This is a genomic window from Acinetobacter rudis (assembly GCF_000829675.1).
Classification (GTDB): Bacteria; Pseudomonadota; Gammaproteobacteria; order Pseudomonadales; family Moraxellaceae; genus Acinetobacter; species Acinetobacter rudis.
In genome coordinates this window covers 24,004-48,110 of record NZ_BBRX01000018.1, presented here as the reverse complement: position 1 = coordinate 48,110, position 24,107 = coordinate 24,004, and the positions used below count along the sequence as shown (strand labels likewise).

Sequence of the window (24,107 nt, the reverse complement as noted above, 5' to 3'; positions counted from 1 at the left end):
CCAAATTTAACATAATTATTCACGACCCACGGCGAAGCTCGCCGTAGGATCAATTAATCTTTGCCATAACTTGCAAACGATCTCACGGGTATCGTGCCAGTCCGCAGCGCTCACTTGCATGGATTGATTTGCAAGGGCTAGGCGGTGGCTCTCGGCTCGTTCACTGAGATAAGCCTGAATCAAAGCAGAAACGTCGTCACTGGATAAGCAATCGGCTTTTGCTGCATCTTCTAGGATTCTTACATTGTCTGGATAATGGGCGAGATCTGGTTTCGTCCCACTCCATGCTAGCACTACATACTGTGCCATAAATTCAATGTCAACGATACCACCAGCATCTTGTTTTAGGTGAAAAATTCCATGTTTTTTTTGCTCGTTAGAAGAACCTAGATGATCTTTCATTTTTTCACGCATGTTCAGTACTTCTTGACGTACTTTATTTTCATCACGTGGAATAGTTAAGATTTCACGGCGTAAACGCTCAAACTTAGCCCTTAACAGCACATCACCTGCGATCGAACGTGCACGGACCAAAGCTTGATGTTCCCATATCCATGCATTTTTCAATTGATACTGTTCAAAAGCTTTGAGACTAGTGACCAATAGTCCTGCCTCACCAGAAGGCCGTAGTCGTGTATCTACTTCATATACACGACCATCTAAGGTCTGTGTGGTCATAAACGAAATAAACTTTTGAGCAACTCGCATCGCGAACTCAAAGCCACTAATTGGCTTATGACCATCCGTATCTGCTTGTTCATCCATATAATGAATAAACACTAAATCAAGATCTGAGCCATAGCCCAACTCAATGCCACCGACTTTACCATAACCAATCACAGCAAAAGCAAGATCCTCTAAACTACAGCGCCCACCCTCCATATTCAATGGATAGCCGTGTCTTTTTGCCACTGTCCGATAAGCTAGATTTAATGTCGCGATTACTGAAACCTCTGCAATATCTGTTAAGGCATCGGAAACTTTCATCAACGGGCTTTCTGCCAAAACATCACTTGCAGCAACAGCTAATACATTGGATTTTTTGAATAGTCGTAATACCCGCATCAGGTCTTCAATCTGTTCAAGCTCAATGCGCAGTAATTGTTGACGCAAGGAGTCTTCTAAGTCTTGTAGTTTAGGCAGCTCAAAGTCCATGGTAAGAAACTCATCCAATAGAACAGGATATTGTGTCAATTCTTCACAAATCCATGGACTTACCGTAGCCATTTTTACCAAACGTTGTAGTGCACCTTTGCTTTCAATCAACATGACCAGATAAACACTACGTCGCATAATTGATTCAACTAAAGGCATAAGACGAATCAGCGCTGTTTGTGGATCATTAGACTGTAGTACAGCCTGAACTAAGTGGGGCCAAAACTCTGTAAGACGGTTGACTGCTTTTGCTGGCAGTTTTTTAATGGCATGGCCATGCCAAAACTCATGCACTAAGTTTTTAGCGCGTTCATCAAGCAATGGATCAAGTTGTTGTTCTAACTGGCTAAAGTTTTCAGTAGGTGAATCTATACCTTTTTCTTTAATTAAATGCTCAAACTGAAAAACCACTTTGGTCCGTTTATTATTTAAGACCTGTAAAAATGCTTCCCAACTCTCAAAACCCAAAGTATCAATCATTCGTTGGCGATGATCTTCATCAAGTGGTAAAGATTGTGTTTGCTGATCATTGAGAGCTTGGATTGCATGTTCAACTCTACGTAAAAATAAATAAGCATCTTCTAAATCTGAAACAGCTTCGATATCCAGTAAGCCAACTTCACCCAAATGCGCCAAACTCACCAAACACTGACGATCTTGTAACTCAAGCTTAGAACCGCCGTAAATCAACTGAAATACTTGAACAATAAATTCAACTTCTCGAATACCACCAGCACCTAATTTAATATCATCTGTGATATTACGACGATTAACCTCACGCTCAATCATCGACTTCATTTCACGCATAGCTTCAAATGCGGTGTAGTCAACATATTTACGAAATACGAATGGTCGAGTCATACGAAGTAGATCATCACCTTCTGCACCACCAGTCACAATACGCGCTTTAATCCAAGCATATCGCTCCCACTCACGACCATGTTGACTCAGGTATTTTTCCAAAGCAGCATGACTAATCGCCAATGCTGATCCATCTCCCCAAGGTCTTAAACGCATATCAACACGGAAAACAAAGCCTTCCGCACTAATATGATCAAGTAAATAAATTAACTTTTGCCCCCATAGAATACAAAATTGTTGTACATCTATGCACTTGCGCCCGTTGGTTTCACCTTGCTCATCAAAGGCAAATATTAGATCAATATCACTAGATAAATTAAGTTCTTGAGCTCCCAACTTCCCCATTGCAACCACGATTAAATCTTGCAACTTACCATTATAACTGTAGGGTTCACCATGTTTGGCAACTAAAGGAATCTTAGCAAAGGCTTTTGCGGCACAAATACAGGCATCAGCAAAGTCTGATAACTCACGTGTCAGCCCAATAACATCAGTCAGCTGATTGGCATCTTGCCAAATCCAACGAAACATTAAGCGCGCACGTAAAATCCGCATGATCTGCATCCAACGCTTTTCATCACTGATCTCAGCAATACTGTCTTCAACATACTGATAAATTTGCGCAGTCGATAAAGGCTTTAAAAATTGATCGAGAGCATAATCTTGTTCAATCTCAGTCTGGTGTAATCTGAGTACACGCTCCGCATATTCACTTGCGGTTAAGGTCTTTTGTAACTGCGCAGCATTCATCACAATATAGTCAACTCTCGATCTGATTGATCAGTTATAACAGGAGCATCATGACTTTTAAAAGGGTCACTCCAACTTTTTCTTCATCGCTGTGTTTAAGCTGCGATTTACAGCCCCCATCACTTGATGAATAAAACAACACATCGCCACCATGTAAACTGACCATCAATCAGTTAAACGTCGTGATCAGCTAGATTACTGTTGAGCCAGTTCATACAAAATATTTCCCCTCCTCCATGAGAAATCATAAAAAAAACGGGTGTTGAGAACCCGTCTTTTTGTAAATTTTATAATCATGTCTACAAGCTAGACCACGCCATGAATCACTTGTTTTTGGGTAAATTGCAACAGACCATCTAAAGCAAATGAAGAGCCTAGCCCAGACTTTTTCCATCCTGAAAAAGCAGCATGAGGAGAGACATCCGCATGACTGTTAATCCAAACTGTACCTGCTTGTAATTGGCCAGCAAGTTGCGCTGCTTGGTCTAAATCTTGCGTCCAAATCGAGGCTCCTAACGCATAGTCTGTATCATTGCTCTGCTGGATCACCTGTGCAATATCTTTAAACTTCACAACAGGTAAAATGGGTGCGAATTGCTCTGTCGCAAAAATTTGGCTCTGCTCTTTAACCTCAGTCAAAATCAAAGGAGCAATGAAATAACCCTGTTGTGGTACAGCAGGCACGACCCGATTGGCAATCACAGCCCCCTCTTCTAGAGCAGCAGCTAGCATCGTTTTTACTTTATGGTAATGCTTTATATTCTGTATAGGCCCCATTGTCGTTGATGCCTCAAGACCATGGCCTAAAACCTGCTGATCGGCCAAAGTTACCAGGGCATTTAATACTGCATCATAGATATTTTCATGAACATAAAGCCGTTTAATACACGCACAGGTCTGTCCAGCATTTAAAAAAGCGCCATTAAAAATCTTTTCGGCAATCGCATTAACATCGACATCATCTAATACAATCGCAGCATCATTTCCACCCAGTTCTAAAATAACAGGAGTTAAGCTTTGCGCTGAATGACTCAGAATTTGTTGTCCAACAACGGTCGATCCTGTGAAAGTGACTTTATTTACCCCACGATGTTGAGTCAAAGCCGCACCAATTTCACCCTCTCCCAATACGATATTACATACCCCAGCAGGTAAATGGCGATTAATAATATCTACCAAGAAAATAGTACTTAATGGGGTATATTCTGAGGGTTTGTTAATGACGCAATTCTTCGCTTTCAAGGCTGGAATAATATGCCATATTGCAATCATTAATGGCCAATTCCATGGCGTAATTGAAGCAACAACACCTACAGGTCGATGATAGGTCTGCATCACTTTGCCATGTTCATCTTGTTGTCGCAAAACTGGAATTTCTAAAGCATTAGTAACATTAAGCCAATAAATAGCCATATCCACTTCAAGCTGAGCCAGTGCCAACGGCTTTCCTTGTTCTTGACAAATTAATCGAGCTAACTCATCTCGTGAGTCGAGTAGGTCCGCCGCAATCGCAGCCAAGCTTTGTTCAACGTGTTGATCACTACAGTGTTGCCACTGTAAAAAGGCCTGTTGTGCAGTGGCTACTACAGCATCTACTTGAGCTACTGTTGCACTATGAAAAGTTGTAATCACTTGCAAGGAAGCTGGATCTAAAACAGCGATTGCTTCACCCTGACCTTGTTGATTTTTTCCGTTATAAATCATTTGATTCAGCATGATAAGTTCCTTAAACCATCGTTTCTTGTTTAAAATCCAATTTAAAAACCCTTAACAGCGTCGTTAAGGGTTTTATACTCGCATCAATGATGCGATTTATTGGACTCATTCTGTTTCAAGCTTGGGGTCTGATCAAAGAAGTTCCAAGGTTTGAGTAGCACATTAACCCATTCTGTTGGCATCATGGGCCATTCCTCAGAGCGTGCGACATGTGTTGTTCCTGTCGTTAACCATACCACCAAGTCTTGATTTTCAATATTGTCATTATTGCCAGTGAACTGTCCGAGTCCTGTATCATGACTTGAACGATTTGGGTATTCACCATCGGGGTACAATTCATTTGGATTGTACTTGGTTACCCAAATTTGCTTATCCATAAAATTAAGACGTTTGAACAACCATTCATCAGCAGAGAAGTTAGCCCCCTTCGCAATAGGATGTGTTCCTCCTGCAAAAGGAATCAACTGATATGACACGGGATTTCCCATGGCATTTTCAACGTTATCGTTACTGATGAGTCGAATGGTGCTTGGATCAAATTTTTCACTTGCTGCTTGTTCGGTTGTTACTTTAGAGGTTTCAATCTCCATTGCACTCTTACGAATACCTTTATCATTGCGATTAACTACAGGATTCATATGGGTAAAACTATTTTTATCCCCATCAACATCAAGATCTAGGCGGAAATTATATATATGCTGATGTGTCGTACCAACAATATTATGATCGATTAATGTGCCATAACGTGTATCTTCTTTTGCAGTTAGATCATGCATTGTCTTGGCTTTAACACCTTTGACAGCCTCAATACCCGATGCGCCTGCATTAATACCAATCGTACCATTTTCAGCTAAGACCCAATCAAAAATATAGTCATAATTACCAATGGTACTCACCCATCGCACCACCAATTCACGGCGCGCCACGCTAACATTGGCCTGCCCCATTTCTTGATGTTTATAGTCTGGATTGGCATAACGTTCAAAAATAGCGAAAGCTCGGGGAATAGTCATTGGATTTCCCTGATAATCTGCAATCACAGCATCAAACATTACAGCATTTTCAGGGACATCAGTTCCACGATCAAGTGAGGCGGTTAAAGTCCCCATTCCATAATCGCCTGAGTCTAGGTAAGACTTAAAGTACCAGCCTAGATCGGGATCACCATAAGGTACAATCATTCCACCCAAATTACCTGAATACATGATTTTGCGCTTTACGCCTTTATCCTTATAAGAGACTGTGGATAACTGCAAACCAACACGTGAATCTAATGCCACATGAAAACACCAATTGTTCCAATGCACATATTGACCAGATACTTGGAAGTTTTTACCTTCAGGTTCAGTGATACGTAAGGGCTTAGTTTTAGAGACTTGTCGATCACGACCATCATAAGGTCGTGCAGCCATTGGAATAGGAACCAAATCACCATCTTCAACTTTAACCACCTTTTTCTGATCCAAATCCACAACGGCAACTAGATTTTCAATCGGATGCGCCCAATAGTTTCCATCGCCAACATCGAGATAAGAGACAATTTTTAGATAGTTAAACTCTTTACTTAAGCCATCTTCCCCACCAAAATAACCCACGGTCAATGGTGTTGCCACGACTTTATTTGGATCAGAAATACCTCGCTTTTTTAGTGCTGCTGCAAATTCAGGGCTTTCTTTAATCACCTTTTGTACTAACTCAAAATCATCAAGTAAAACCATCCCATGCGTATCTTTGATCACTCTCCACTCGGTGACTTTATTTGTTTTTAAGTTCACCACCCCTTCAATAATCTGATTGCCTTGTAACAGTGAAAAGTTCGCTTCACGCAATTGTTTTGAAGGTTTATTGGCAAGAACATCGTTCCACACTTGATATTTATCTGGTGCTTTAAGTGCTAAACGACTAAAACGTAAAAGTTTTGGTGCACGACGATCCGCAGCAACAATCGCTCGAACCTGACTGATCTCATTTGCAGATAAACTGTTAAGCGGATGAGGGACTGTTTCAGCAACAAAAGTTTGATCTAATCCTGATTGAAATATCTCATTGGCCAAAGTTGATGAAGCATAAGCTTGACCATTTTTCTCAATCACTGGCACAGTAATATTTAATGGCTGACCATTCACTAAGATAGATGCAGCATCAGCTTTAACTTTGACATAGGTTGAGTTTTTACTAATGGTATAAATACCTGAATAACGATCATGTTCTACAGTTGCTCCCACAGCTTGCATCGCTTGCTGTAATGGCAACATTTCGGCAGCCTGACCATGTGCCAAAGCCTGCTGTCCCATCATAAGCATGGGCAAGCTGAGTAAATAAGCTTTGAGCTGTGTATTTAATTTGATTCCATTCATTAGGGTATTTAACTTCATTGTTAAACCTTATCTAGCACTTCAATAGCTATCTAAGTTAGTTAATTTACTTGTAAATAAATATCGTACTCAGGTACGATTTTTCGATATTTTTAAGTGCACAACAACGAATAAATACATGTGTTATAAAGCAGTCTGTAGCTGCAACAGCTTAGACAATAACTGGGCCCTGTTTTGTACTTCAAGCTTTTGAAAAATATGTTGTATATGGGTTTTTACTGTCGATAAACTAATAAATAATTGTTGTGCGATTTGTTGATTATCTTTGCCTTGACTCATGAGATACAATACCTCAGATTGTTTTTTTGTCAGTTGGAATGATTGTAAAAATGTTGAATTTACGGCCATATTTGACTGAAAGGTCGATTGAAAATTTTGCTGCATACAAAAGTCCGCAAGCTGATACAAACTATTTAATGTCGTTATATCCTGTGCTAAAAATCGTCCCTGCTTGTTGCTACGAATTAAACTGATTCCACGAACAGGGCTATGTTCATGATTAAAGTACAATTCGATATTGTCACCAAACTGATATTTTTTAATAAAATCAGCGTATTGTTCAGGAACCACTTGCTCGGATAAAACACGCATTTTTAGCGAACGATCTTGATGATTAAGCATCGACAATGGATCATATCGCTGCATTTTAGATAAATATTGATCCACTAAAGTCACTGACAAGTTTCCGAAATAATGCTCACTCGTCTCAAGGTTTTGTTCAATCTTATAACTAAAGAAAGCATCTATAGACATACTTTGACATATAGCTTGAGTAAAGCGGTCGACAAAACCCGACCATGTTTGAAAATCCATGACTCTTCCCTTGATTTGTGATCAGTTAGCCATTAAGCCCTGAACACAACAACATCCATGTTGTTCTATATTGAAATACTTTACAGTCTTTTTCCTAAACTACTGTAATCAACTTGGTATATTCAAGCCCTCTGTGATCAGTACCATGTAGTCCCCAGCCAGATCACGTTGTTTTTTGGCCTCTTGATAAGCATCGCTTTGATACCACGCCTGCGCTTGCTCTAAATTTGGAAACTCTAAAATCGCAACGCCCTCCGTTTCGATCTGTTCAAGTGCCACAGCCTGCCCATAAAATGCCAAGGGTTTAATCTCAAACCCCTTACTTGCAGCACGAGCCAAACGATTGTACTGATCAAAATGCACTTTGGAATTCAGTTTCTTACAAATAAAAATTACATATGCCGACATCTTTACTCTCCTTGATTGTGATTATGATTCTGTATCCTTTGGAAGCAAAACAACTGTATTTTTATTTCTTACAGATAAATTCAGCGCCCAACAAGCGACACACTTATAAACAATAATCTATATACTTCATATCAAATTAACAATAAAAACAAAACACCATAACTCAAACCCAAACACAAGCAACTGTAATTAAAAAGTTTATTTATTAAAAATATTTTATAAAAAATATAAAAAGATACATTATTTATTTTTTTATTATTTTTAAGTATCTTTTTTTAATTTTATATCACATACTATTTTTGTTTGATAAATCAACAAATATTACGGATGGAAAACTCAACTCAAGCGTTGTAGTTGATGTTTAGTCATGGATTTCTTACAGGATGTTTGAAATGGAAAATGCTCAAACAGGTGCAGTGCTTACGCACGACCATGCGCCCCCTTGTCGCAAGCACACGCAAAAAATTGCACTTGCCACTATCGTTGGCACAACTATCGAATGGTATGACTATTTTATTTATGCTGCTGTTGCAGGCTTAGTCTTCAACCAATTGTTCTTTAAACCCGCAGGTCCATTCTTTGCGACGCTTTTGGTCTTTGCCTCTGTCGGTATTAGCTTTGTATTTCGCCCATTCGGTGCGGTTATTGCAGGTTACTTTGGTGACAAAATTGGTCGTAAAACAGTCCTTGCCGCCACCCTGATTATGATGGGGATTGCAACCACAGTCATAGGTCTACTGCCGACCTATGACCAAATTGGTATTGCTGCACCGATTCTCTTAATTTTCCTACGCATCATGCAAGGTATCTCCGCTGGTGGTGAATGGGGCGGTGCAGTATTAATGGCTGTTGAGCATTCACCTAAAAATAAACGAGGTCTATTTAGTGCTTTCCCACAATTGGGTGTACCTCTCGGTTTACTCTTGGCTTCTTTAGTGCTTGTCATCATGACAGGATACGTTTCACCTGGTGAAGCATTTATGCAGTGGGGTTGGCGTGTACCTTTTATTTTGAGTATCTTTTTATTTGGCTTAGGTTATTGGATTCGTCGTTCAGTCGATGAAAGTCCCATTTTTGAAGAAATTAAAGATCGAGGAACAGCACAAAAACCCATTCGTGAGTTATTTAAAAACTATAAAGCAGCAGTATTCTGCTCTGCACTTTTAGTTGCTGGAACCACGGCACTTGGTTATATGACTGCGGGTGGTTTTATCCAAAGCTATACCACCAATCCAACAGGGCTTAATTTAGAGCGTCCAGTAATCTTAGCCTTGGTCAGTGTATCTGCGATCATCTGGACCTTCTTCACATGGTTCTCAGCTTCACTCTCAGACAAATTTGGTCGTAAACCGATTTATATCGTGGGTTCATGTATCCAGATCCTTAGTGCGATTGCGTTGTTCCCGCTCATCAATACAGGTAGTTATGCTTATATTATGATGGGGCTTGCACTACTTTCTATGGGTATTGGTATGACCTATGGCGTACAAGCAGTGTTCTATGCAGAACTCTTCCCAGCATCCATTCGTTTTTCAGGCATCTCGATTACCTATGCACTCGGTTCGATTATTGGTGGGGCTTTTGCACCACTCATTGCAGCATGGTTAATCAGTACCAGTGGAGATATCATTTCCGTCAGTATTTATCTAACCGCCATGGCGATCTTTGCTCTCACTGCTATTTGTCTCATGAAAGACCGGACAGGGATTGCACTGGGTCTAGAAGCTGAAGAACAACAGAAAAAATCACCATTTATTTGGAAATGATCTAATCCTAATTAAAGCCCTCTTTAAAAATTGAGGGCTTTTTTGTTGTCACTACGGTGTAGTGCACAATGCCAAATAGATTGACGATTTGGATGATATCTTATTGATTAAGATGTCTGGCCAATATGACTCAAACACGAAATACGACATAAAAACCAAAGTCTTGCTAACTATCTGGCATTCTACTCCACAAGAGTGGAACAAGTGAAAGACGTATTGTGTTAATTTGGAGAGAAATTGAAAATAGAGAATTATGCTGATGCTAGAAACAGAACGTCTAATACTTCGACAATGGCAGGACAGTGATCACTTACCTTTTATTAAAATGGGACAAGATCCTGATGTAATGAAATATTTTCCCAATGATCTGACTCAAGAAGACAGCCTAAAACTCATTCAAACAGTTTCAGAAATTATTGATAAAAATAAATGGGGAATTTGGGCTGTCGAATTAAAAGAAAATCACAAATTTATTGGCTTTATAGGACTTCATGATCAACCTCTACAGTTTGATTTTTCTCCATGCGTAGAAATTGCTTGGCGTTTAGCAAAAGAACACTGGAACAAAGGTTATGCAACTGAAGGTGCTAAAGCTGTTTTAGAACACGCTTTTAATGTACTGCACCTAGAAAAAGTTGTTTCATTTACAGCTTGCATCAATCAACCATCAGAATCAGTCATGAAAAAAATAGGAATGACGAAAGTTAAAGTATTCAATCATCCTGAATTTTCATTCGCTCCTGAACTTGAAAAACATGTTTTATATGAAATCTCTAAGCCTATTTAACACAATGAATGCTATGCAAAGTCATAATGCAAACTCAATCTAATCTTAGATATTTACACCAAGGATCAATCATCTTTGAACAGGTTATATGCCTTTTTTGTATTCCACTAAGAGTCTAACCAGTGAAAGTATCTACAAAACTAAAGGCTATTCACCATTTACACAAAGCTCTGTCTCAGTATAAGTAGACATTAATACTCGTTTTACTCATGTTTCTAGATTCGATTCATTTGTTCCAACAAAGCAAGGAGCTCTGGAGTTTTATCTTCTCATGAATATCTAGGATTATCATTAATCAAAATTATACTTTCCGTCCATTTAGGGGCGTTGCATCAGGGATGACTAGGCGGATGGTCTTCAATAACAAGATCATGAGCATCAGGAGTATTACTGTTAGAACTGATATTTTCTTTAATTTTCACCGGCTCTTTACTTTCTACATTCTCACTTTTTCTGGCAAAAATAACGTATGCAACAAGAGCTATTACGATTACCATAATAACGAAATAAATCACTTAACGTTTATTTTTCATATTATCTACATTTTAAAAGAAGCATGCTCTTACATGAGTAGTAAAAGCATCAAAGTAAGCTTGATCTCGTTATATCCGTAGAACAAAGGAAAATTTGATGGTTAGTTTCAAAGGAACTTAAGCATAACTCCTTAATTATATTTCTTATTATTCAACTTTAAATATATAGGTTTTATCTATTCTGGAATCTCCACCAGCATAAAATCCAGCCCAAATTTTTATAAAGAATGTTCCTTTATACTTTGGTTTTCCTTTGATTTCTATAATATTATATCTAGATAAATCATTTTCCGGTTCAACTGTAATCCCGAGACCTGCTGGAATATCTGTAGTTAATTGAGCATCTCGATCAACAACTTTCCCCCCAGAAATATGAATAAGTTGTCTATACTCCTGATTCACTTGAGCGACTGGAAGCACATCTGGAGTTATGGTGTATTTTTTTCCACATCCAGAAATACATAATATGAAAAACAATATAACTATAAAATATTTTTTCATCAAAAATTTTCTTTTTTAATAATCAGTGCATAGAACACTTTTTTAGCAAAACCAGTTAGCCCAAGGCCTTAGATTTTGATGTTCAATATGCTTAAGTACATGAATTGGTCAATTCTAATCTAAATGAGATCACGATACTTTTTTTAATGATCTTTTTAAAACAGTTAGTTTAAATCAAATCTAAAACAGAAAAACTGATCTTAATATTACTCATTGAACAGGTTGAAAGTACAAGAAATCTGATTGATAAATCAATTTAATATTAATAATCCACATAAGCTATATGATACTTATTTTGAGAAGATTACGCATAAATACTTAATTATATTTCTCGTTATTCAACTTTAAATATATAGGTTTTATCTATTTCAGAGTTACCACCAGCATAAAATCCAGCCCAAATTTTTATAAAAAATGTTCCTTTATATTTGGGCTTTCCTTTGATCTCTATAATGTTATATCTAGATAAATCATTCTCTGGTTCCACTGTAACTCCGAGATCCTCTGGAATATCTGTAGTTAATTCAGCATACTTATCTATAACCTTGCCCCCAGAAATATGAACAAGTTGACGATACTCCTGATTCACATGCGCGACTGGAAGCACATCTGGAGTTATGGTGTATTTTTTTCCACATCCAGAAATACATAATATGAAAAATAATATAACTATAAGGTATTTTTTCATCAAAAATTTTCTTTTTTAATAATTAGTGCATAGAACACTTTTTTTGCTAAATTAGATAAAGATGTTTTTTCGCGAATGCTCTGTCTATTCTCTCCCCAAGAAAAGAGTTTTAACCTTACTTCAGCTGCTGGATCTGTTATTTCGTTAACAATACTACCGTTTGTTAAACGTAATTTATCAGTCCACACTATCCAATGGTCTGGAATAATACTGGTTCCAGAACTCGCTCCAGAATCAAGAATTGTGGCTGAAATTAAAGTGACAACGTAGTAATTACTTCCCGCATATCGGTTAATTCCAGCAACTGAAATATCGTTATAGCCTAAAGGCTTAAATGGAAACTCTTTTTCTATTTTAAACCCTGACTTCTTAAACCAGTCATACATTTCACTCCAGAGGGTAATACCTGCAACCTCCTGAGTAGGATCATTGAGTTTTAAAGACGTGTTTTCTGACTCACGTAAACTTGCAAGGGTAATCCAATCAATAGGAGAAATTTGTAGGCTACCATCAGTTGCATTATAAAAATTCTTAACACACCTACACCCATCTTGAGATGGTTGAATTGAAAGCTCACCAATCTTTGTTTGCCCAGCTTCCCAGAGCTGTTTAACTGTAAGTTTATATTTAGAAGGAGCTAAATTAATTAAACAAAAGAAGAATGCCGCTGGACCACAGAGAGATGTATATTTTTGATCTGGAAAAGGTTCATTTAACCTGGATTGTAAACCAGCTTCAATTCTTGCTTTAGAAAATGGATCTTTAGGTTCCCCGGGTCTACATTCAGGATCAATACACTGAAAAATCCGACTACTTCTTAATATTAAATCAAAAGTATTCGATGTTGTCTGGTCAATAACCACTTGAGTTTTTATTTTCTTTTCGAAATATCTAACTTTATCAACAGCTACATTTTTAAATTTTTTTTCATCAAATTGTTCAAGAGTGTTATGAATATAATATGTATTTACCACTTTAGATTTCACACCAGAACTTGACAACCTAAATAAATCAAAAATAATTACACAGTCTTTCAAATCTTCAATATTTTTTTCAGAGAAAGATATTTTCATTGTTTGTGTTTTATATAACTCACTTGAAATTTTGAGCAAATCATAATCTACATTCGGTTTTACTCTGGCATCAATGTCATTAAGAATTTTACCAGTTGTTGCATTTATAATTTTTAAATTATATTTTAAAAATTTAGGATCTACATTTGTTTCTACGACAGCATAAGGATAGTAATTTTCCATGATTAGTCTATATCCAAGGTCTCATCTTTAAATAAATGTATCGCTACATCTTCAGGCTGGATTGTTTCAAAAAAATCTGTATATCCATTTTCATCTGTGTGTCCTTCAACAGAGTGACCATTTTGCAAAAAAGCGACATATCTATAGTTTGAAAATATATTTCCTTCGTTATCTTTCATTAAATACCTTATATTATATTTATTAGTATCTCCCAAGATAGGCAATTGAATCACAGGAGAAATTATTCTCTCCCCTCGTTCAAAAATATGTTGCCCAGCTTTAAAAATAATTTTTCCATTTGTTATAACTATTATACCTTGATCATTAATGACAATTTGGGAACTACCAGCCATTTTTATTACTCTATAATTAAATTGTAAAACTAAAACAATATCTGTTCTTAGAATTATTTTAAAAGACTCATATGACCTAGAGCTTATCTGCTTATTTAAGAAATTATGTATTAATTGCAGTAGAGAAATAGCAAGGTTTTGTGAAATAGAAAGCAGCGATATGCCTTTATTTCATGGAAATGATTCCAGATAAATTTTGGATAACTTGAGTTACAGAGCGCTGTTATTTCCCCTTTGGCAAAGGTAAACCATGCATCGCGCAAGGGGGAAATTTTAAAAATATTTAATTGATAAATATAATGTCGCAAAAAAACAGCGATAACTTTGCAGTTTCACTGTTATAGGCTGAGGGATCTACATCTTTCTTAACGTTAAAATCTGTTCACTACGACCAAACACACCATAATCATCATGTAACACTGAGCTGGTTAACCCAATACCATCATCACCATATTGTTGTTGAGTCTCTAGACCTAACCAACGACCTCGTGGCATACGTAGTAAATGTATTTGTAAATCAAGATTTGGAAAAGCCCAAGAGAGATCGGGTAGACGCGGTACAATGCCATTTGCAGTATCAAGCATACCCATCAAATGCACAAAATCAGAAGTCGCTTCACCTTCAACCATTTCAACATCGGTATTGAGCCAAACCATGCCCTTACCAGCACGATGCGCTGATGGTTCAACTTGAGACTTTAAGGTTTGAATAAACTTACCGTCCCAATCCCCTAAAATATTATGAATAGGTATATGCACTGGACGCTTCTGCTCTGCATCTTCTAAGCCCTTCACAGCACTAGAGTCCTGCATAATCATACGCCAGACGCGAGCAACAATGCAGACTTTGCCTTGTGAGCTCATTTTAGCTTCTAGCAATTCAATAGTACGCCCTGCTCGAATGACTTGCGTACTAATTTCAAAATCAGTTGCTGGAATTAAACCTAAGATATCAAAGCTAATCCGACCAATGCGCATCTCTGGACGTGGCATAAATTGATCCAATTCAGCACAAATTACACCAGATGCTGCAGCCATATGCTGTTCATGTGGATTCCATGCACCTTGTACCAGTTCAGTACAACGATAATGGCTAACTTGCCCAAGTTCTGTATGTTGGCGAGAAATCCTTTGATAGTACGAAGACATAGTAAATCCTTTTTTAAAACAAAAGCGTCTACACGATCATAACAGCAGAGGCAACTGACATAAATGTTCGTAGCCCCTGCGGTCATTTTTCGTTTTAGATTGAATCTGCTTTGATTTTGTATTGTGGTGCATCAAAGTTTAGATAACTTCGACGTGATGCATGTTCAGAGGTCAAGGGCTCAACCTCTTGGAAGGTATTCAAACAACGCATAGTTAAATGAATATACTGTTCAGTCCCTTTGGTTTTCCAAGCTTTCTCAGATTCTGATAGCTCTCGTGCCACTTTAGCAGGACTTCCCATTGCCAAAACATTGGCAGGAATTTTATCTTTAGTTTTGACTAGGCTATTGGCACCAATAATACTATTTTCACCAATATCAACATAATCTAGGATCACACTGTTCATACCAACCAATACATTTTGGCCAATATGACAACCATGCAAAATTGCTCCATGACCAATATGCCCCATTTCTTCGATCATGGTGACACTATTGGGAAAGCCATGAATAGTACAGTTATCCTGCACATTGGCATTACGTTTAACATGAATACGTCCAAAGTCAGCTCTTAAAGCAGCGAAAGGGCCGATATATACCCCAGCTTCAATAATCACATCACCAATAAGGACAGCACTCGGATGCACAAAAGCATCAGGACTGACAACGGGAATCACCCCATCAATGGCATAGCACGGCATAATTAATTCATCATCTCCATATGATTCACTGTTAATCCTGCAAAGCGGCGATAAAACTGAGTACTTGGTAATGGCATTTCTCCCTCTGCAGTACGTGCAATCGAAAGAAAATACTCATCCGCCAGTTCAAAAATACGTTTATAAATATTTAAAGATAAATTTCGTGCATTTACTGCAGGCCAATCGGTCGGCAGTAATTCCAGAGGTAGCGATGGATCTTTAAGAAGAATTCGGCGATATAAATGAATGAGCAATATACGAATTTGAAAGGCTTGCTGTGGAGTAATATCTTCAGCTTCTGTTTCAAGTAAATTTGAAATTTCACGAAATTGATCAAGGAACATACTATAACGCTGCTTAATTTCCTCTATTGGCCAATTGCTATGCAACATACGCATAACAACCTCTTGAGAGTTATTAAACAGCGCGAGGGTCTGTGCCTGAAACACAACGACCTGATCATGCATATCAAGATCAACAAGCAACTTTTGTAATTGAATGCGATCACATCCAGGATAAGCCATTAAATTAGTTGAAATATTTGAAAACCCCAACCATTCTAATTCTTTTTTCAATAAAATTTTATTGTCCCCATCCAGCGAAGACATTAAAACCAAATCCCAGTTTTGATCCCATTCACGCATTTTGGCATTATAAATACGTTGTTCAGCATGAAGATAACGCGTACGACTCGGATCAGTAATCCGATAGAAACTGGTCCGTCCCACTTTTTCCGAGTCGAGCCAGCCTCCTTTGACTGAGCGAAACACAGCAGTGCGCACAGCACGATCGTTAAAACCAAAGTCAGCCATAAGCTGAATCAGGCTTGCCAAACTAATACAACCACCACGATGTAAAATGGAATCACCAAAAATGGTGGTGATAATCGAAGTTCCACTTAATGGTTCATTCTTGATGAGTGAATCAATCACTTGCTGTAACTTGGAACCCATTGCTTTCTCACCCACCCCTGAATCTCACGCAATAAAACGCCCAATCCACTAGGCTGTTTTACGCAGATCAAATACCCGTTTTGCTTTACCTTCAGAACGAGGTAAAGTGTTCTCTGGAACAATTTCCACAGTCACCGAAATACCAATCATAATTTTAATATTTCTTTGTAGCTGCTGCATTCTTGTTTGTGCTAACAAGTCATTATATTGCATCATTTCAGTACGAATATGCAAAGAATCCATATGACCTTTTTTACAAACATGAATTTCATAATTTGGAATCAAATGCTCAACTTTTAAAATTTGCTCTTCGATCTGCGTTGGAAACACATTGACACCACGAATAATTAACATATCGTCACTACGACCAACGACTTTGTTCATACGGCGCATGGCACGGTTTTCACCTGCATATAAACGAGTCAAATCACGGGTACGATAACGAATCATCGGTAAGCCTTCTTTGGTAATCGTGGTGAAAACCAACTCACCCTCTTCACCATCAGGCAGAACCTCACCCGTTTCAGGATGAATGATTTCAGGATAGAAATGATCTTCCCAAATTGTTAAGCCATCACCATCATCCAAACATTGCATTGCAACACCTGGCCCCATGACCTCAGATAAACCATAAATATCAAGTGCTTTGATATTTAAGCGCTCTTCAATCTCTTGACGTAACTCTTTGGTCCAAGGCTCTGCACCAAAAATACCGACTTTTAGGCTAGTATTTTTTGCACTACCAAAGTTTTTCTCTAAGTTTTCAATGATATTGACACAGTATGATGGTGTCACCATCAACGCTGTTGGTTCAAAATCCTTGATCAACTGAACTTGACGGTCTGTCTGTCCACCTGACATCGGGATCACAGTAGCACCTAAACGCTCTACGCCATAATGTGCACCTAATCCTCCAGTAAACAAGCCATAACCATATGAAACCTGTACTGTATCTTTGGCGCTTAAGCCAGCGCCTTGTAAACAACGTGCAACGATATCCGCCCAGTTGTCGATATCTTTTTGTGTATATCCCACCACGGTTGGCTGACCTGTAGTCCCTGATGATGCATGTACTCGAACGATTTTTTCTTTAGGTACTGCAAACATGCCAAATGGATAGTTGTCACGTAAGTCCTTTTTCGTGGTAAATGGAAATTTAGCAAGATCCGCTAAAGTTTTTAGATCATCAGGATGTACACCAGCTTCATCAAACTTTTGTTTATATACAGGACTATTTTGATAAGCATGATGCAGAGTTTGCTGCATTCGTTGCAATTGTAAGTCGCGTAGCTCAGCGACACTCAGTTTTCCCACTTGTTCCATGTCTCGTAGTTCCATTTCGAATCTCCATTATTGCTTTTAATATCCATGCAAGCTGTTTAATCCTTCATGCTAAACAGCTCATTTATTTTTACATTTCGCGTTCCAAGATCAGTGCCACACCCTGCCCAACACCAACACACATCGTGCAAAGTGCATATTTACCTTGGCGACGCTGTAGTTCGTGTGCTGCTGTAATCACTAAGCGGCTACCACTCATGCCCAATGGATGACCAAGTGCAATAGCACCACCATTTGGATTGATACGCTGATCATCATCTTTGAGGCCCAACTCACGGATTACAGCCAAAGATTGTGATGCAAACGCTTCGTTGAGTTCGATCACATCCATTTGATCTAAGCTTAAACCTGCCTGTTTCAAGACCTTATGTACTGCTGGCACAGGACCAATGCCCATATATTTCGGTTCAACTCCTGCGCTCGCCGTCGCCACAACTTTGGCCAATACAGGTAAATCATGTTGCTGTGCGAAACTTTGGCTTGCTAAAAGCAAACATGCTGCACCATCATTTACGCCAGAGGCATTTCCTGCTGTAACCGTACCACCCTCTTTACGAAATGGTGTTTTCAATTTACTTAGACTGTCTAAGTTGGTGCTAGCACGAGGATGTTCATCTTGAGCAAATACAGTGACATTTTTTTTACGATCAACAAGCTCTACAGGTAAAATCTCGATATCAAAAATACCGTCTTGCTGTGCTTTTGCTGTTTTTTGCTGACTTTTTACAGCAAAGGCATCTTGGTCGGCTCGGTTAATCTGATACTTCTCCGCCACGTTTTCTGCAGTTTCTGGCATGCTGTCCACACCATAAGCAACTTTGAGTTTTTTGTTGATAAAACGCCAACCAATAGTCGTATCAAAAATTTCTGGTGTACGGCTAAATGCCTCAGTAGGTTTAGATTGTACAAAGGGCGCGCGACTCATCGATTCCACCCCACCAGCTAAAACAAACTGTGCTTCTCCTGCTTTAATCGCACGAGCAGCCAAACTAACGGCATCTAAACCTGAGGCACATAAACGATTTACGGTAAGCGCAGGCACATGCTCAGGCAAACCTGCCAATAATGCCGCCATACGTGCCACGTTACGGTTATCTTCACCTGCTTGGTTAGCACAGCCTAAAATCACTTCATCCAGCTCTGCCCACGGCAAATTTGGATATTTGTTTTTAAGATACTCTATGGGCAATGCAGCCAAATCGTCAGCTCGTACATGACTTAAAGCACCAGCATAGCGACCAATTGGCGTACGGATTGCATCACAAATATAGACCTGTTCCATGTTCATCATTCCTTTTCTACCTAGTGAGGCTTATGCAGTGCGTTGCTGTGCAACATATTGTTTTAAATACAAACTTGGGCGATATTTTTCTTCAGCATAGATTTGATATAACTGCTCAAGACAAGTCAAAATACGTTCGGCCCCAATCTGTGCCAACCATTGAAATGGACCTTGTGGATAATTCACGCCATAACGCATGGCACGGTCTATATCCTCAGAACTTGCAATACCATGCAAAGTGGCTTCACATGCTTCATTAACCAACATTGCAAGCGTACGCAAGGTGAGCATCCCCGGATAATCCTTAATCCATAATACCGCCAAACCGAGTGTCGCAAAAAAAGCGTCGATTATTGCGCGATCAGTTGCATCACAAGTATGTGTATGACTAAGAACAACTGCCTTCGCTCGATTAAAGTCTGCATGCCAATCCATCAAAACCACTTTTTCTGGTGCATAACTCAAATCAGCGGATTCACCCTGACTCAGTTGTAAACGTATTGAACCAATTTGCACGTAATCAACTGATGCTGCTTGAACGGTCTGTGGGTATTTTTGCTGTACTCTGTCGAGCCATGTCGGCATATTCTCCCACTGACCATAAAGCTGTACTGCTTGACTAAATGCTTGTGTTGTATCCAATTTAACATTGAGCTGATCCACGACATCAGCACGGTAATCGTAAAAACCTTGACCCGTTTTACGACCCAAACACCCTGCATCAACCAACTCTTTTTGTACCAAACTTGGGCGATAACGTGGTTCAGCAAAAAAAGCTTTATATACACTTTCAGTCACTGAAAAATTGACATCTTGACCGATAAGATCTGTCAATTGACATGGGCCCATAGCAAAGCCACCACATTCTTTGATCGCAAAATCTAAACGTTCATAGCTAGTGACTTGTTCTTGTAGCGCACGAAATCCTTCAGCATAAAATGGTCGTGCAATACGGTTCACAATAAAGCCTGGTGTAGATTTGGTCAGTACAGGAACTTTATTCCATTTGAGCATCAAGGCTTTTAAAGCCTGACAAAGTTGTTTAGACGTTTTTAAGCCTTGCACGATTTCAACGAGCTTCATTACTGGTGCTGGATTAAAAAAGTGTAAGCCAACAACACGTTCAGGCTGTGGTACATGGGCTGCAATTGCAGTTACTGAAATAGACGAGGTATTGCTGGCTAAAATAGTTTCAACTGAGCAAATCTCGGCGAGCTGTTGGAACAATGCCTGCTTCACTTCAAGTCTTTCAACCACAGCCTCTATGACCAGATCTGCAACTTGCAAAGCTTGAATATCTTCAACGACATGTAACCGTGCAAAAGCAAGTTCTGCGTCTTGTGCGCTGATTTTGTTTTTTGCAATCAGTTTATCTACAGTCTGGCGTAGTCCAGTCATCGCCGCATTTAGCTTTTGGGAATCCAGATCATAAACAAAAGTCTGATGGCCATTGAACATTGCCAATTGCGTGATACCAATTCCCATAGTACCGCAACCAATGACTGCAATTTTAGCTGGAGTTAAATCCATTTTAGCTTTCCTTTTCTTTACGCTTACTGACCTTTAAACATCGGCTCACGTTTTTGCATAAAGGCTTGAACGCCTTCACGATAGTCATCAGAACGGCCAGCAATACGCTGAAAATCACGCTCTAGAGTAAGTTGTTCTTGCAAACTATGATCACTCGATTGATGTAATGCTTTTTTAATCAACGACAAACCAATGGTAGGTTGTTTGGCCAAATGCTCTGCGAGTTGCTGTACTTTGTCTTGCAGCTCAACATCCTCTGCAACATCCCAAATCATGCCTATGTCTTTGGCACGTTCAGCAGGTAATTTGTCACCTAGTAAAGCAAGTCCCATAGCACGGGCATGTCCAACTGCGCGAGGTAAGAACCACGTTCCCCCAGAATCAGGCACTAAACCTAAACGACAAAATGCCTGTACAAAACTTGCTGATTTTGCAGCAATCACAATATCGCAAGCCAAAGCAATGTTGGCACCAGCACCTGCAGCTACGCCATTTACGGCACAAATCACTGGTTTTGGCATATTGACGATGGTTTGAATTAATGGGTTATAAAACTTTTCAATAGATTGACCCAGATCTGGTGCATCGGCATTTGGATCGACTACTCGATCACCCAAGTCTTGACCAGCACAGAAACCACGGCCCTCACCACTAATCACTACGCAGCGAATCTCAGGATCTTTACTCCAAGCCTTTAACACCTGTGCAACTTCTTCATGCATTTGCACATTGAAGCTGTTTAATTGTTTAGGGCGATTAAGACGCAAATAACCCACGGCCTGTTTAACTTCGACCAATATGCTTTGATAATCCATTACACACCTTTAAAATTTGCTTTTCTTTTCTCAAAAAAAGCCGTTATTCCTTCTTGACGATCTTGTGTTGCAGCTAACCAGACAAAATTTTGCCGTTCTAGTTTCAAACCTTGCGACAAACTGGTCTCTGCAATGCTTTTCACCGATTGTTTAATTACACCAATCGCGAGGGGTGCCTTTTGAGCAATTTTTTCAGCGAGCTCTACGGCGTATTGCACGGTGAGAGCACTAGGTGAAATTTGACAACAGATCCCATGCTGTAACGCCTGTTGGGCTGAAATCATTTCACCAGTCATGGCCCAGCGCATAGTTAATTGTTGTCCAACCAAACGACCTAAACGCTGAGTACCCCCTGCACCTGGCAACATACCTAAGTTAATCTCAGGTAATGCAAACTGTGCATTTTCCCCACAAATCACGATATCGGCATGTAACACCAGTTCAAAACCAGCACCCAATGCATAACCATTTACCGCAACAATCAATGGCTTACTAAACTGATCAATCACCTGCCATAACTGAGGACGTATATCTGCACGTAGCGCAACCGCATCCATCTGTGCTAGTTCCGTAAGATCAGCACCTGCTGCAAAACATTGGTTATTTCCTGTTAATACAACGGCTTTAATCTCAGGATTACCCTCTGCCTGTTGTAATAATTGCCCCAAATATTGCAATGTTGCATTATTCAGTGCATTACGTTTTTCAGGACGGTTTAATTTCAACAGCAATACAGCTGGACTCGGCTGTGTGGCCTGTATAAGCATTTCCATGTGCTGATCCATTAATCATCAAAACTAATGCGAACATTGGAAGTCTTAGGTAATGCCTGACAACTCAATACATAGCCTTTGGCAAGCTCATCAGCTTCCAAACTATAGTTAATCGCCATATCCACTTCGCCTTCCAATACCTTGCAACGACACGTTGCACATACCCCACCTTTGCAGGCATAAGGTAAATCAGCACCAGCACGCAGGGCAGCATCTAAAATACTGTCATCTTCAGCTTCTACATCGATTAACAATTCACGACCATCGAGCACAATGCTCACTTTTTCCAACTGGCGATTGGCATCAACTTCAGTGCTACGTTTTTTCACCGTACCAGTATTAAAGCGCTCAGTATGAATTTTGCTCGCATCAATACCATACTCGGGCAATACGCTTTCTACTGCTTGCATCATTTCTTCTGGACCACAAGCAAAACAATGCTCAAAATCACGCTCCAACACCTGATGTTCTAAGAGTTGTTTAAGTTTGTCGTGATCAATGCGACCATTCATCAGCTCACTGTCATTCATTTCGCGTGAAAAGATGTTAATTAGCTGAAAGCGTGTTTTAAACTGATCTTTTAGATCCATGATCTGTTCTGAAAACATGGTTTGCTTCCAAGAACGGTTACCATAAAGCAAAGTAAACTTAGCATCTTGTTGTTCGTGCAGTACTGCTTTTAAAATCGATAAGATCGGGGTAATACCACTACCAGCAGCCACTCCTAAATAGTTTTTCCCACCAATCTGTGCTGCCTTTTTAAAGAACACCCCTTGTGGTGGCATGACCTCTAAAACATCACCAACTTTTAGCACGCTATTGGCCCAGCTAGAGAACTGACCTTGATCAAGTTTTTTAACAGCTATACTGATATCTTCTTGTGGCGCATAACTACAAATCGAATAACAACGACGAATTTCACCCTCATCTGTTTGGTGTCGGATCGTCAAGTGTTGTCCTGGCTGAAACTCAAACTGTGCTTGTTGTTCAGGACTTACTTCAAAAGAAATACAAATTGCTTGCGGCGTTTGTGCTGCGATATTTTTGACTTTTAACGGAATAAAATGGCTCATGGCTGATTTCCTTATCCATTGATTTAAATACATTTAAAATAATCAAATGGCTCTAGACAACTTTGGCAACGGTACAGTGCCTTACATGCTGTGGAACTGAACTCACTCAATATGCTGGTATTTTTACTTAAGCAATGTGGACATGGCACACCATCGCTTAATGCGACATGCGTACCACAGTGCTGTGCCTCACCTTGGGGTGGTGCAATGCCATACGCCTGTAATTTTTTCTTTCCAGACTCAGACATCCAATCTGTGGTCCATGCCTCAGATAGGTCAACGACCACTTGAACTGGTGTCATGCCCTCTGCTGTAAGTGCTTCAACAATTTGTGTTTTGAGCAAATCAGTCGCAGGACAACCACTATAAGTTGGTGTTAACCGCACCACGATTTCATCCTTTGCATTGAGTTCGATACCACGAACCATGCCGAGATCTAAGATGGATAACACTGGAATTTCTGGATCAGCAACCTGCTCTAAAATCTTCCAACACTGATCAACACAGTGGCCAATTGTTTGCATGACAC

At 39.4% G+C, this 24,107-nt stretch carries 21 protein-coding genes; 2 read left to right on the top strand and 19 right to left on the bottom strand.

Features of this window, described 5'->3' with window-relative positions:
- Positions 1 to 15 precede the first annotated feature (15 nt).
- From glnE to Aru01_RS03435, 5 genes are all read right to left on the bottom strand, one after another.
- The gene (gene glnE, locus Aru01_RS03455; RefSeq protein WP_016655088.1) at positions 16 to 2,766 is read right to left on the bottom strand and encodes a bifunctional [glutamate--ammonia ligase]-adenylyl-L-tyrosine phosphorylase/[glutamate--ammonia-ligase] adenylyltransferase; all 2,751 of its coding nucleotides are present in this window, start codon (positions 2,764 to 2,766) and stop codon (positions 16 to 18) included.
- A gap of 306 nt (positions 2,767 to 3,072) precedes the next feature.
- Positions 3,073 to 4,482, bottom strand: a complete 1,410-nt coding sequence (locus tag Aru01_RS03450; RefSeq protein WP_016655087.1) for an aldehyde dehydrogenase family protein — start codon at positions 4,480 to 4,482, stop codon at positions 3,073 to 3,075.
- Between the two features lie 83 nt (positions 4,483 to 4,565).
- Positions 4,566 to 6,857, bottom strand: a complete 2,292-nt coding sequence (gene tynA, locus Aru01_RS03445) for a primary-amine oxidase (RefSeq protein ID WP_016655086.1) — start codon at positions 6,855 to 6,857, stop codon at positions 4,566 to 4,568.
- Positions 6,858 to 6,980: 123 nt separating this feature from the next.
- Positions 6,981 to 7,670: a LuxR C-terminal-related transcriptional regulator gene (locus Aru01_RS03440; RefSeq protein ID WP_016655085.1), complete on the bottom strand. Its 690-nt coding sequence runs from the start codon at positions 7,668 to 7,670 to the stop codon at positions 6,981 to 6,983.
- 108 nt (positions 7,671 to 7,778) lie between these two features.
- The gene (locus Aru01_RS03435) at positions 7,779 to 8,078 is read right to left on the bottom strand and encodes a DUF1330 domain-containing protein (RefSeq protein WP_016655084.1); all 300 of its coding nucleotides are present in this window, start codon (positions 8,076 to 8,078) and stop codon (positions 7,779 to 7,781) included.
- A 392-nt stretch (positions 8,079 to 8,470) separates the two neighbouring features.
- On the opposite strand from Aru01_RS03435, the gene Aru01_RS03430 reads away from it, so the two are divergent.
- Positions 8,471 to 9,844, top strand: coding sequence for an MFS transporter (locus Aru01_RS03430; protein ID WP_016655083.1), 1,374 nt, complete (start codon positions 8,471 to 8,473; stop codon positions 9,842 to 9,844).
- A gap of 259 nt (positions 9,845 to 10,103) precedes the next feature.
- The gene (locus tag Aru01_RS03425; protein WP_016655082.1) at positions 10,104 to 10,631 is read left to right on the top strand and encodes a GNAT family N-acetyltransferase; all 528 of its coding nucleotides are present in this window, start codon (positions 10,104 to 10,106) and stop codon (positions 10,629 to 10,631) included.
- A 680-nt stretch (positions 10,632 to 11,311) separates the two neighbouring features.
- Here Aru01_RS03425 and Aru01_RS03420 read toward each other — a convergent pair.
- The 14 genes from Aru01_RS03420 to paaD all read right to left on the bottom strand — a co-directional run bounded on the left by Aru01_RS03420 (position 11,312) and on the right by paaD (position 24,102).
- Positions 11,312 to 11,665: a hypothetical protein gene (locus Aru01_RS03420; RefSeq protein ID WP_016655081.1), complete on the bottom strand. Its 354-nt coding sequence runs from the start codon at positions 11,663 to 11,665 to the stop codon at positions 11,312 to 11,314.
- Positions 11,666 to 11,999: 334 nt separating this feature from the next.
- On the bottom strand, positions 12,000 to 12,353 hold the full coding sequence (locus tag Aru01_RS03415; RefSeq protein ID WP_016655080.1) for a hypothetical protein: 354 nt from the start codon (positions 12,351 to 12,353) through the stop codon (positions 12,000 to 12,002).
- Positions 12,353 to 13,609, bottom strand: a complete 1,257-nt coding sequence (locus Aru01_RS03410; RefSeq protein WP_016655079.1) for a hypothetical protein — start codon at positions 13,607 to 13,609, stop codon at positions 12,353 to 12,355. The genes Aru01_RS03415 and Aru01_RS03410 overlap by 1 nt, the downstream gene beginning before the upstream one ends.
- Before the next feature lie 2 nt (positions 13,610 to 13,611).
- Positions 13,612 to 13,962 carry a hypothetical protein gene (locus Aru01_RS03405; RefSeq protein ID WP_016655078.1) on the bottom strand — a complete coding sequence of 117 codons (351 nt, stop codon included), beginning with the start codon at positions 13,960 to 13,962 and terminating at the stop codon, positions 13,612 to 13,614.
- A 354-nt stretch (positions 13,963 to 14,316) separates the two neighbouring features.
- Entirely contained in the window at positions 14,317 to 15,111 is a 795-nt protein-coding gene (locus Aru01_RS03400; protein ID WP_016655077.1) for a thioesterase family protein, read from the bottom strand.
- A gap of 94 nt (positions 15,112 to 15,205) precedes the next feature.
- Entirely contained in the window at positions 15,206 to 15,811 is a 606-nt protein-coding gene (locus Aru01_RS03395; RefSeq protein WP_016655076.1) for a carnitine operon protein CaiE, read from the bottom strand.
- A gap of 2 nt (positions 15,812 to 15,813) precedes the next feature.
- Positions 15,814 to 16,764 carry a PaaX family transcriptional regulator gene (locus Aru01_RS03390; protein WP_016655075.1) on the bottom strand — a complete coding sequence of 317 codons (951 nt, stop codon included), beginning with the start codon at positions 16,762 to 16,764 and terminating at the stop codon, positions 15,814 to 15,816.
- 48 nt (positions 16,765 to 16,812) lie between these two features.
- Positions 16,813 to 18,102: a phenylacetate--CoA ligase PaaK gene (paaK, locus tag Aru01_RS03385; protein WP_016655074.1), complete on the bottom strand. Its 1,290-nt coding sequence runs from the start codon at positions 18,100 to 18,102 to the stop codon at positions 16,813 to 16,815.
- A 73-nt stretch (positions 18,103 to 18,175) separates the two neighbouring features.
- Complete coding sequence (gene pcaF / locus Aru01_RS03380; RefSeq protein WP_016655073.1) at positions 18,176 to 19,387, bottom strand: 3-oxoadipyl-CoA thiolase; 1,212 nt, start codon at positions 19,385 to 19,387, stop codon at positions 18,176 to 18,178.
- Between the two features lie 30 nt (positions 19,388 to 19,417).
- Positions 19,418 to 20,917 carry a 3-hydroxyacyl-CoA dehydrogenase gene (locus Aru01_RS03375; RefSeq protein WP_016655072.1) on the bottom strand — a complete coding sequence of 500 codons (1,500 nt, stop codon included), beginning with the start codon at positions 20,915 to 20,917 and terminating at the stop codon, positions 19,418 to 19,420.
- A 23-nt stretch (positions 20,918 to 20,940) separates the two neighbouring features.
- Positions 20,941 to 21,732: a 2-(1,2-epoxy-1,2-dihydrophenyl)acetyl-CoA isomerase PaaG gene (paaG, locus tag Aru01_RS03370; RefSeq protein WP_016655071.1), complete on the bottom strand. Its 792-nt coding sequence runs from the start codon at positions 21,730 to 21,732 to the stop codon at positions 20,941 to 20,943.
- Positions 21,732 to 22,505 (bottom strand): enoyl-CoA hydratase-related protein, encoded by a 774-nt coding sequence (locus Aru01_RS03365; protein WP_016655070.1) that lies wholly within the window; start codon positions 22,503 to 22,505, stop codon positions 21,732 to 21,734. Before Aru01_RS03365 ends, paaG begins: the two co-directional genes overlap by 1 nt.
- 11 nt (positions 22,506 to 22,516) lie before the next feature.
- Entirely contained in the window at positions 22,517 to 23,578 is a 1,062-nt protein-coding gene (gene paaE / locus Aru01_RS03360; protein WP_016655069.1) for a 1,2-phenylacetyl-CoA epoxidase subunit PaaE, read from the bottom strand.
- Between the two features lie 23 nt (positions 23,579 to 23,601).
- Positions 23,602 to 24,102 carry a 1,2-phenylacetyl-CoA epoxidase subunit PaaD gene (paaD, locus tag Aru01_RS03355; RefSeq protein WP_016655068.1) on the bottom strand — a complete coding sequence of 167 codons (501 nt, stop codon included), beginning with the start codon at positions 24,100 to 24,102 and terminating at the stop codon, positions 23,602 to 23,604.
- Between the last annotated feature and the right edge of the window lie 5 nt (positions 24,103 to 24,107).

Excerpts from the sequence above, each read along its gene's own strand:
- Aru01_RS03440 (WP_016655085.1), bottom strand. The coding sequence starts at position 7,670 with ATGGATTTTCAAACATGGTCGGGTTTTGTCGACCGCTTTACTCAAGCT.
- Aru01_RS03405 (WP_016655078.1), bottom strand. The coding sequence starts at position 13,962 with ATGGCTGGTAGTTCCCAAATTGTCATTAATGATCAAGGTATAATAGTT.
- tynA (WP_016655086.1), bottom strand. The coding sequence starts at position 6,857 with ATGAAGTTAAATACCCTAATGAATGGAATCAAATTAAATACACAGCTC.
- paaK (WP_016655074.1), bottom strand. The coding sequence starts at position 18,102 with ATGGAACTACGAGACATGGAACAAGTGGGAAAACTGAGTGTCGCTGAG.
- Aru01_RS03390 (WP_016655075.1), bottom strand. The coding sequence starts at position 16,764 with ATGGGTTCCAAGTTACAGCAAGTGATTGATTCACTCATCAAGAATGAA.
- Aru01_RS03415 (WP_016655080.1), bottom strand. The coding sequence starts at position 12,353 with ATGAAAAAATACCTTATAGTTATATTATTTTTCATATTATGTATTTCT.
- Aru01_RS03420 (WP_016655081.1), bottom strand. The coding sequence starts at position 11,665 with ATGAAAAAATATTTTATAGTTATATTGTTTTTCATATTATGTATTTCT.
- Aru01_RS03365 (WP_016655070.1), bottom strand. The coding sequence starts at position 22,505 with ATGGAAATGCTTATACAGGCCACACAGCCGAGTCCAGCTGTATTGCTG.
- Aru01_RS03450 (WP_016655087.1), bottom strand. The coding sequence starts at position 4,482 with ATGCTGAATCAAATGATTTATAACGGAAAAAATCAACAAGGTCAGGGT.
- Aru01_RS03395 (WP_016655076.1), bottom strand. The coding sequence starts at position 15,811 with ATGCCGTGCTATGCCATTGATGGGGTGATTCCCGTTGTCAGTCCTGAT.
- pcaF (WP_016655073.1), bottom strand. The coding sequence starts at position 19,387 with ATGGAACAGGTCTATATTTGTGATGCAATCCGTACGCCAATTGGTCGC.
- Aru01_RS03435 (WP_016655084.1), bottom strand. The coding sequence starts at position 8,078 with ATGTCGGCATATGTAATTTTTATTTGTAAGAAACTGAATTCCAAAGTG.
- paaD (WP_016655068.1), bottom strand. The coding sequence starts at position 24,102 with ATGCAAACAATTGGCCACTGTGTTGATCAGTGTTGGAAGATTTTAGAG.
- Aru01_RS03375 (WP_016655072.1), bottom strand. The coding sequence starts at position 20,917 with ATGGATTTAACTCCAGCTAAAATTGCAGTCATTGGTTGCGGTACTATG.
- Aru01_RS03410 (WP_016655079.1), bottom strand. The coding sequence starts at position 13,609 with ATGGAAAATTACTATCCTTATGCTGTCGTAGAAACAAATGTAGATCCT.
- Aru01_RS03430 (WP_016655083.1), top strand. The coding sequence starts at position 8,471 with ATGGAAAATGCTCAAACAGGTGCAGTGCTTACGCACGACCATGCGCCC.
- glnE (WP_016655088.1), bottom strand. The coding sequence starts at position 2,766 with ATGAATGCTGCGCAGTTACAAAAGACCTTAACCGCAAGTGAATATGCG.
- paaE (WP_016655069.1), bottom strand. The coding sequence starts at position 23,578 with ATGAGCCATTTTATTCCGTTAAAAGTCAAAAATATCGCAGCACAAACG.
- paaG (WP_016655071.1), bottom strand. The coding sequence starts at position 21,732 with ATGGATTATCAAAGCATATTGGTCGAAGTTAAACAGGCCGTGGGTTAT.
- Aru01_RS03425 (WP_016655082.1), top strand. The coding sequence starts at position 10,104 with ATGCTAGAAACAGAACGTCTAATACTTCGACAATGGCAGGACAGTGAT.
- Aru01_RS03400 (WP_016655077.1), bottom strand. The coding sequence starts at position 15,111 with ATGTCTTCGTACTATCAAAGGATTTCTCGCCAACATACAGAACTTGGG.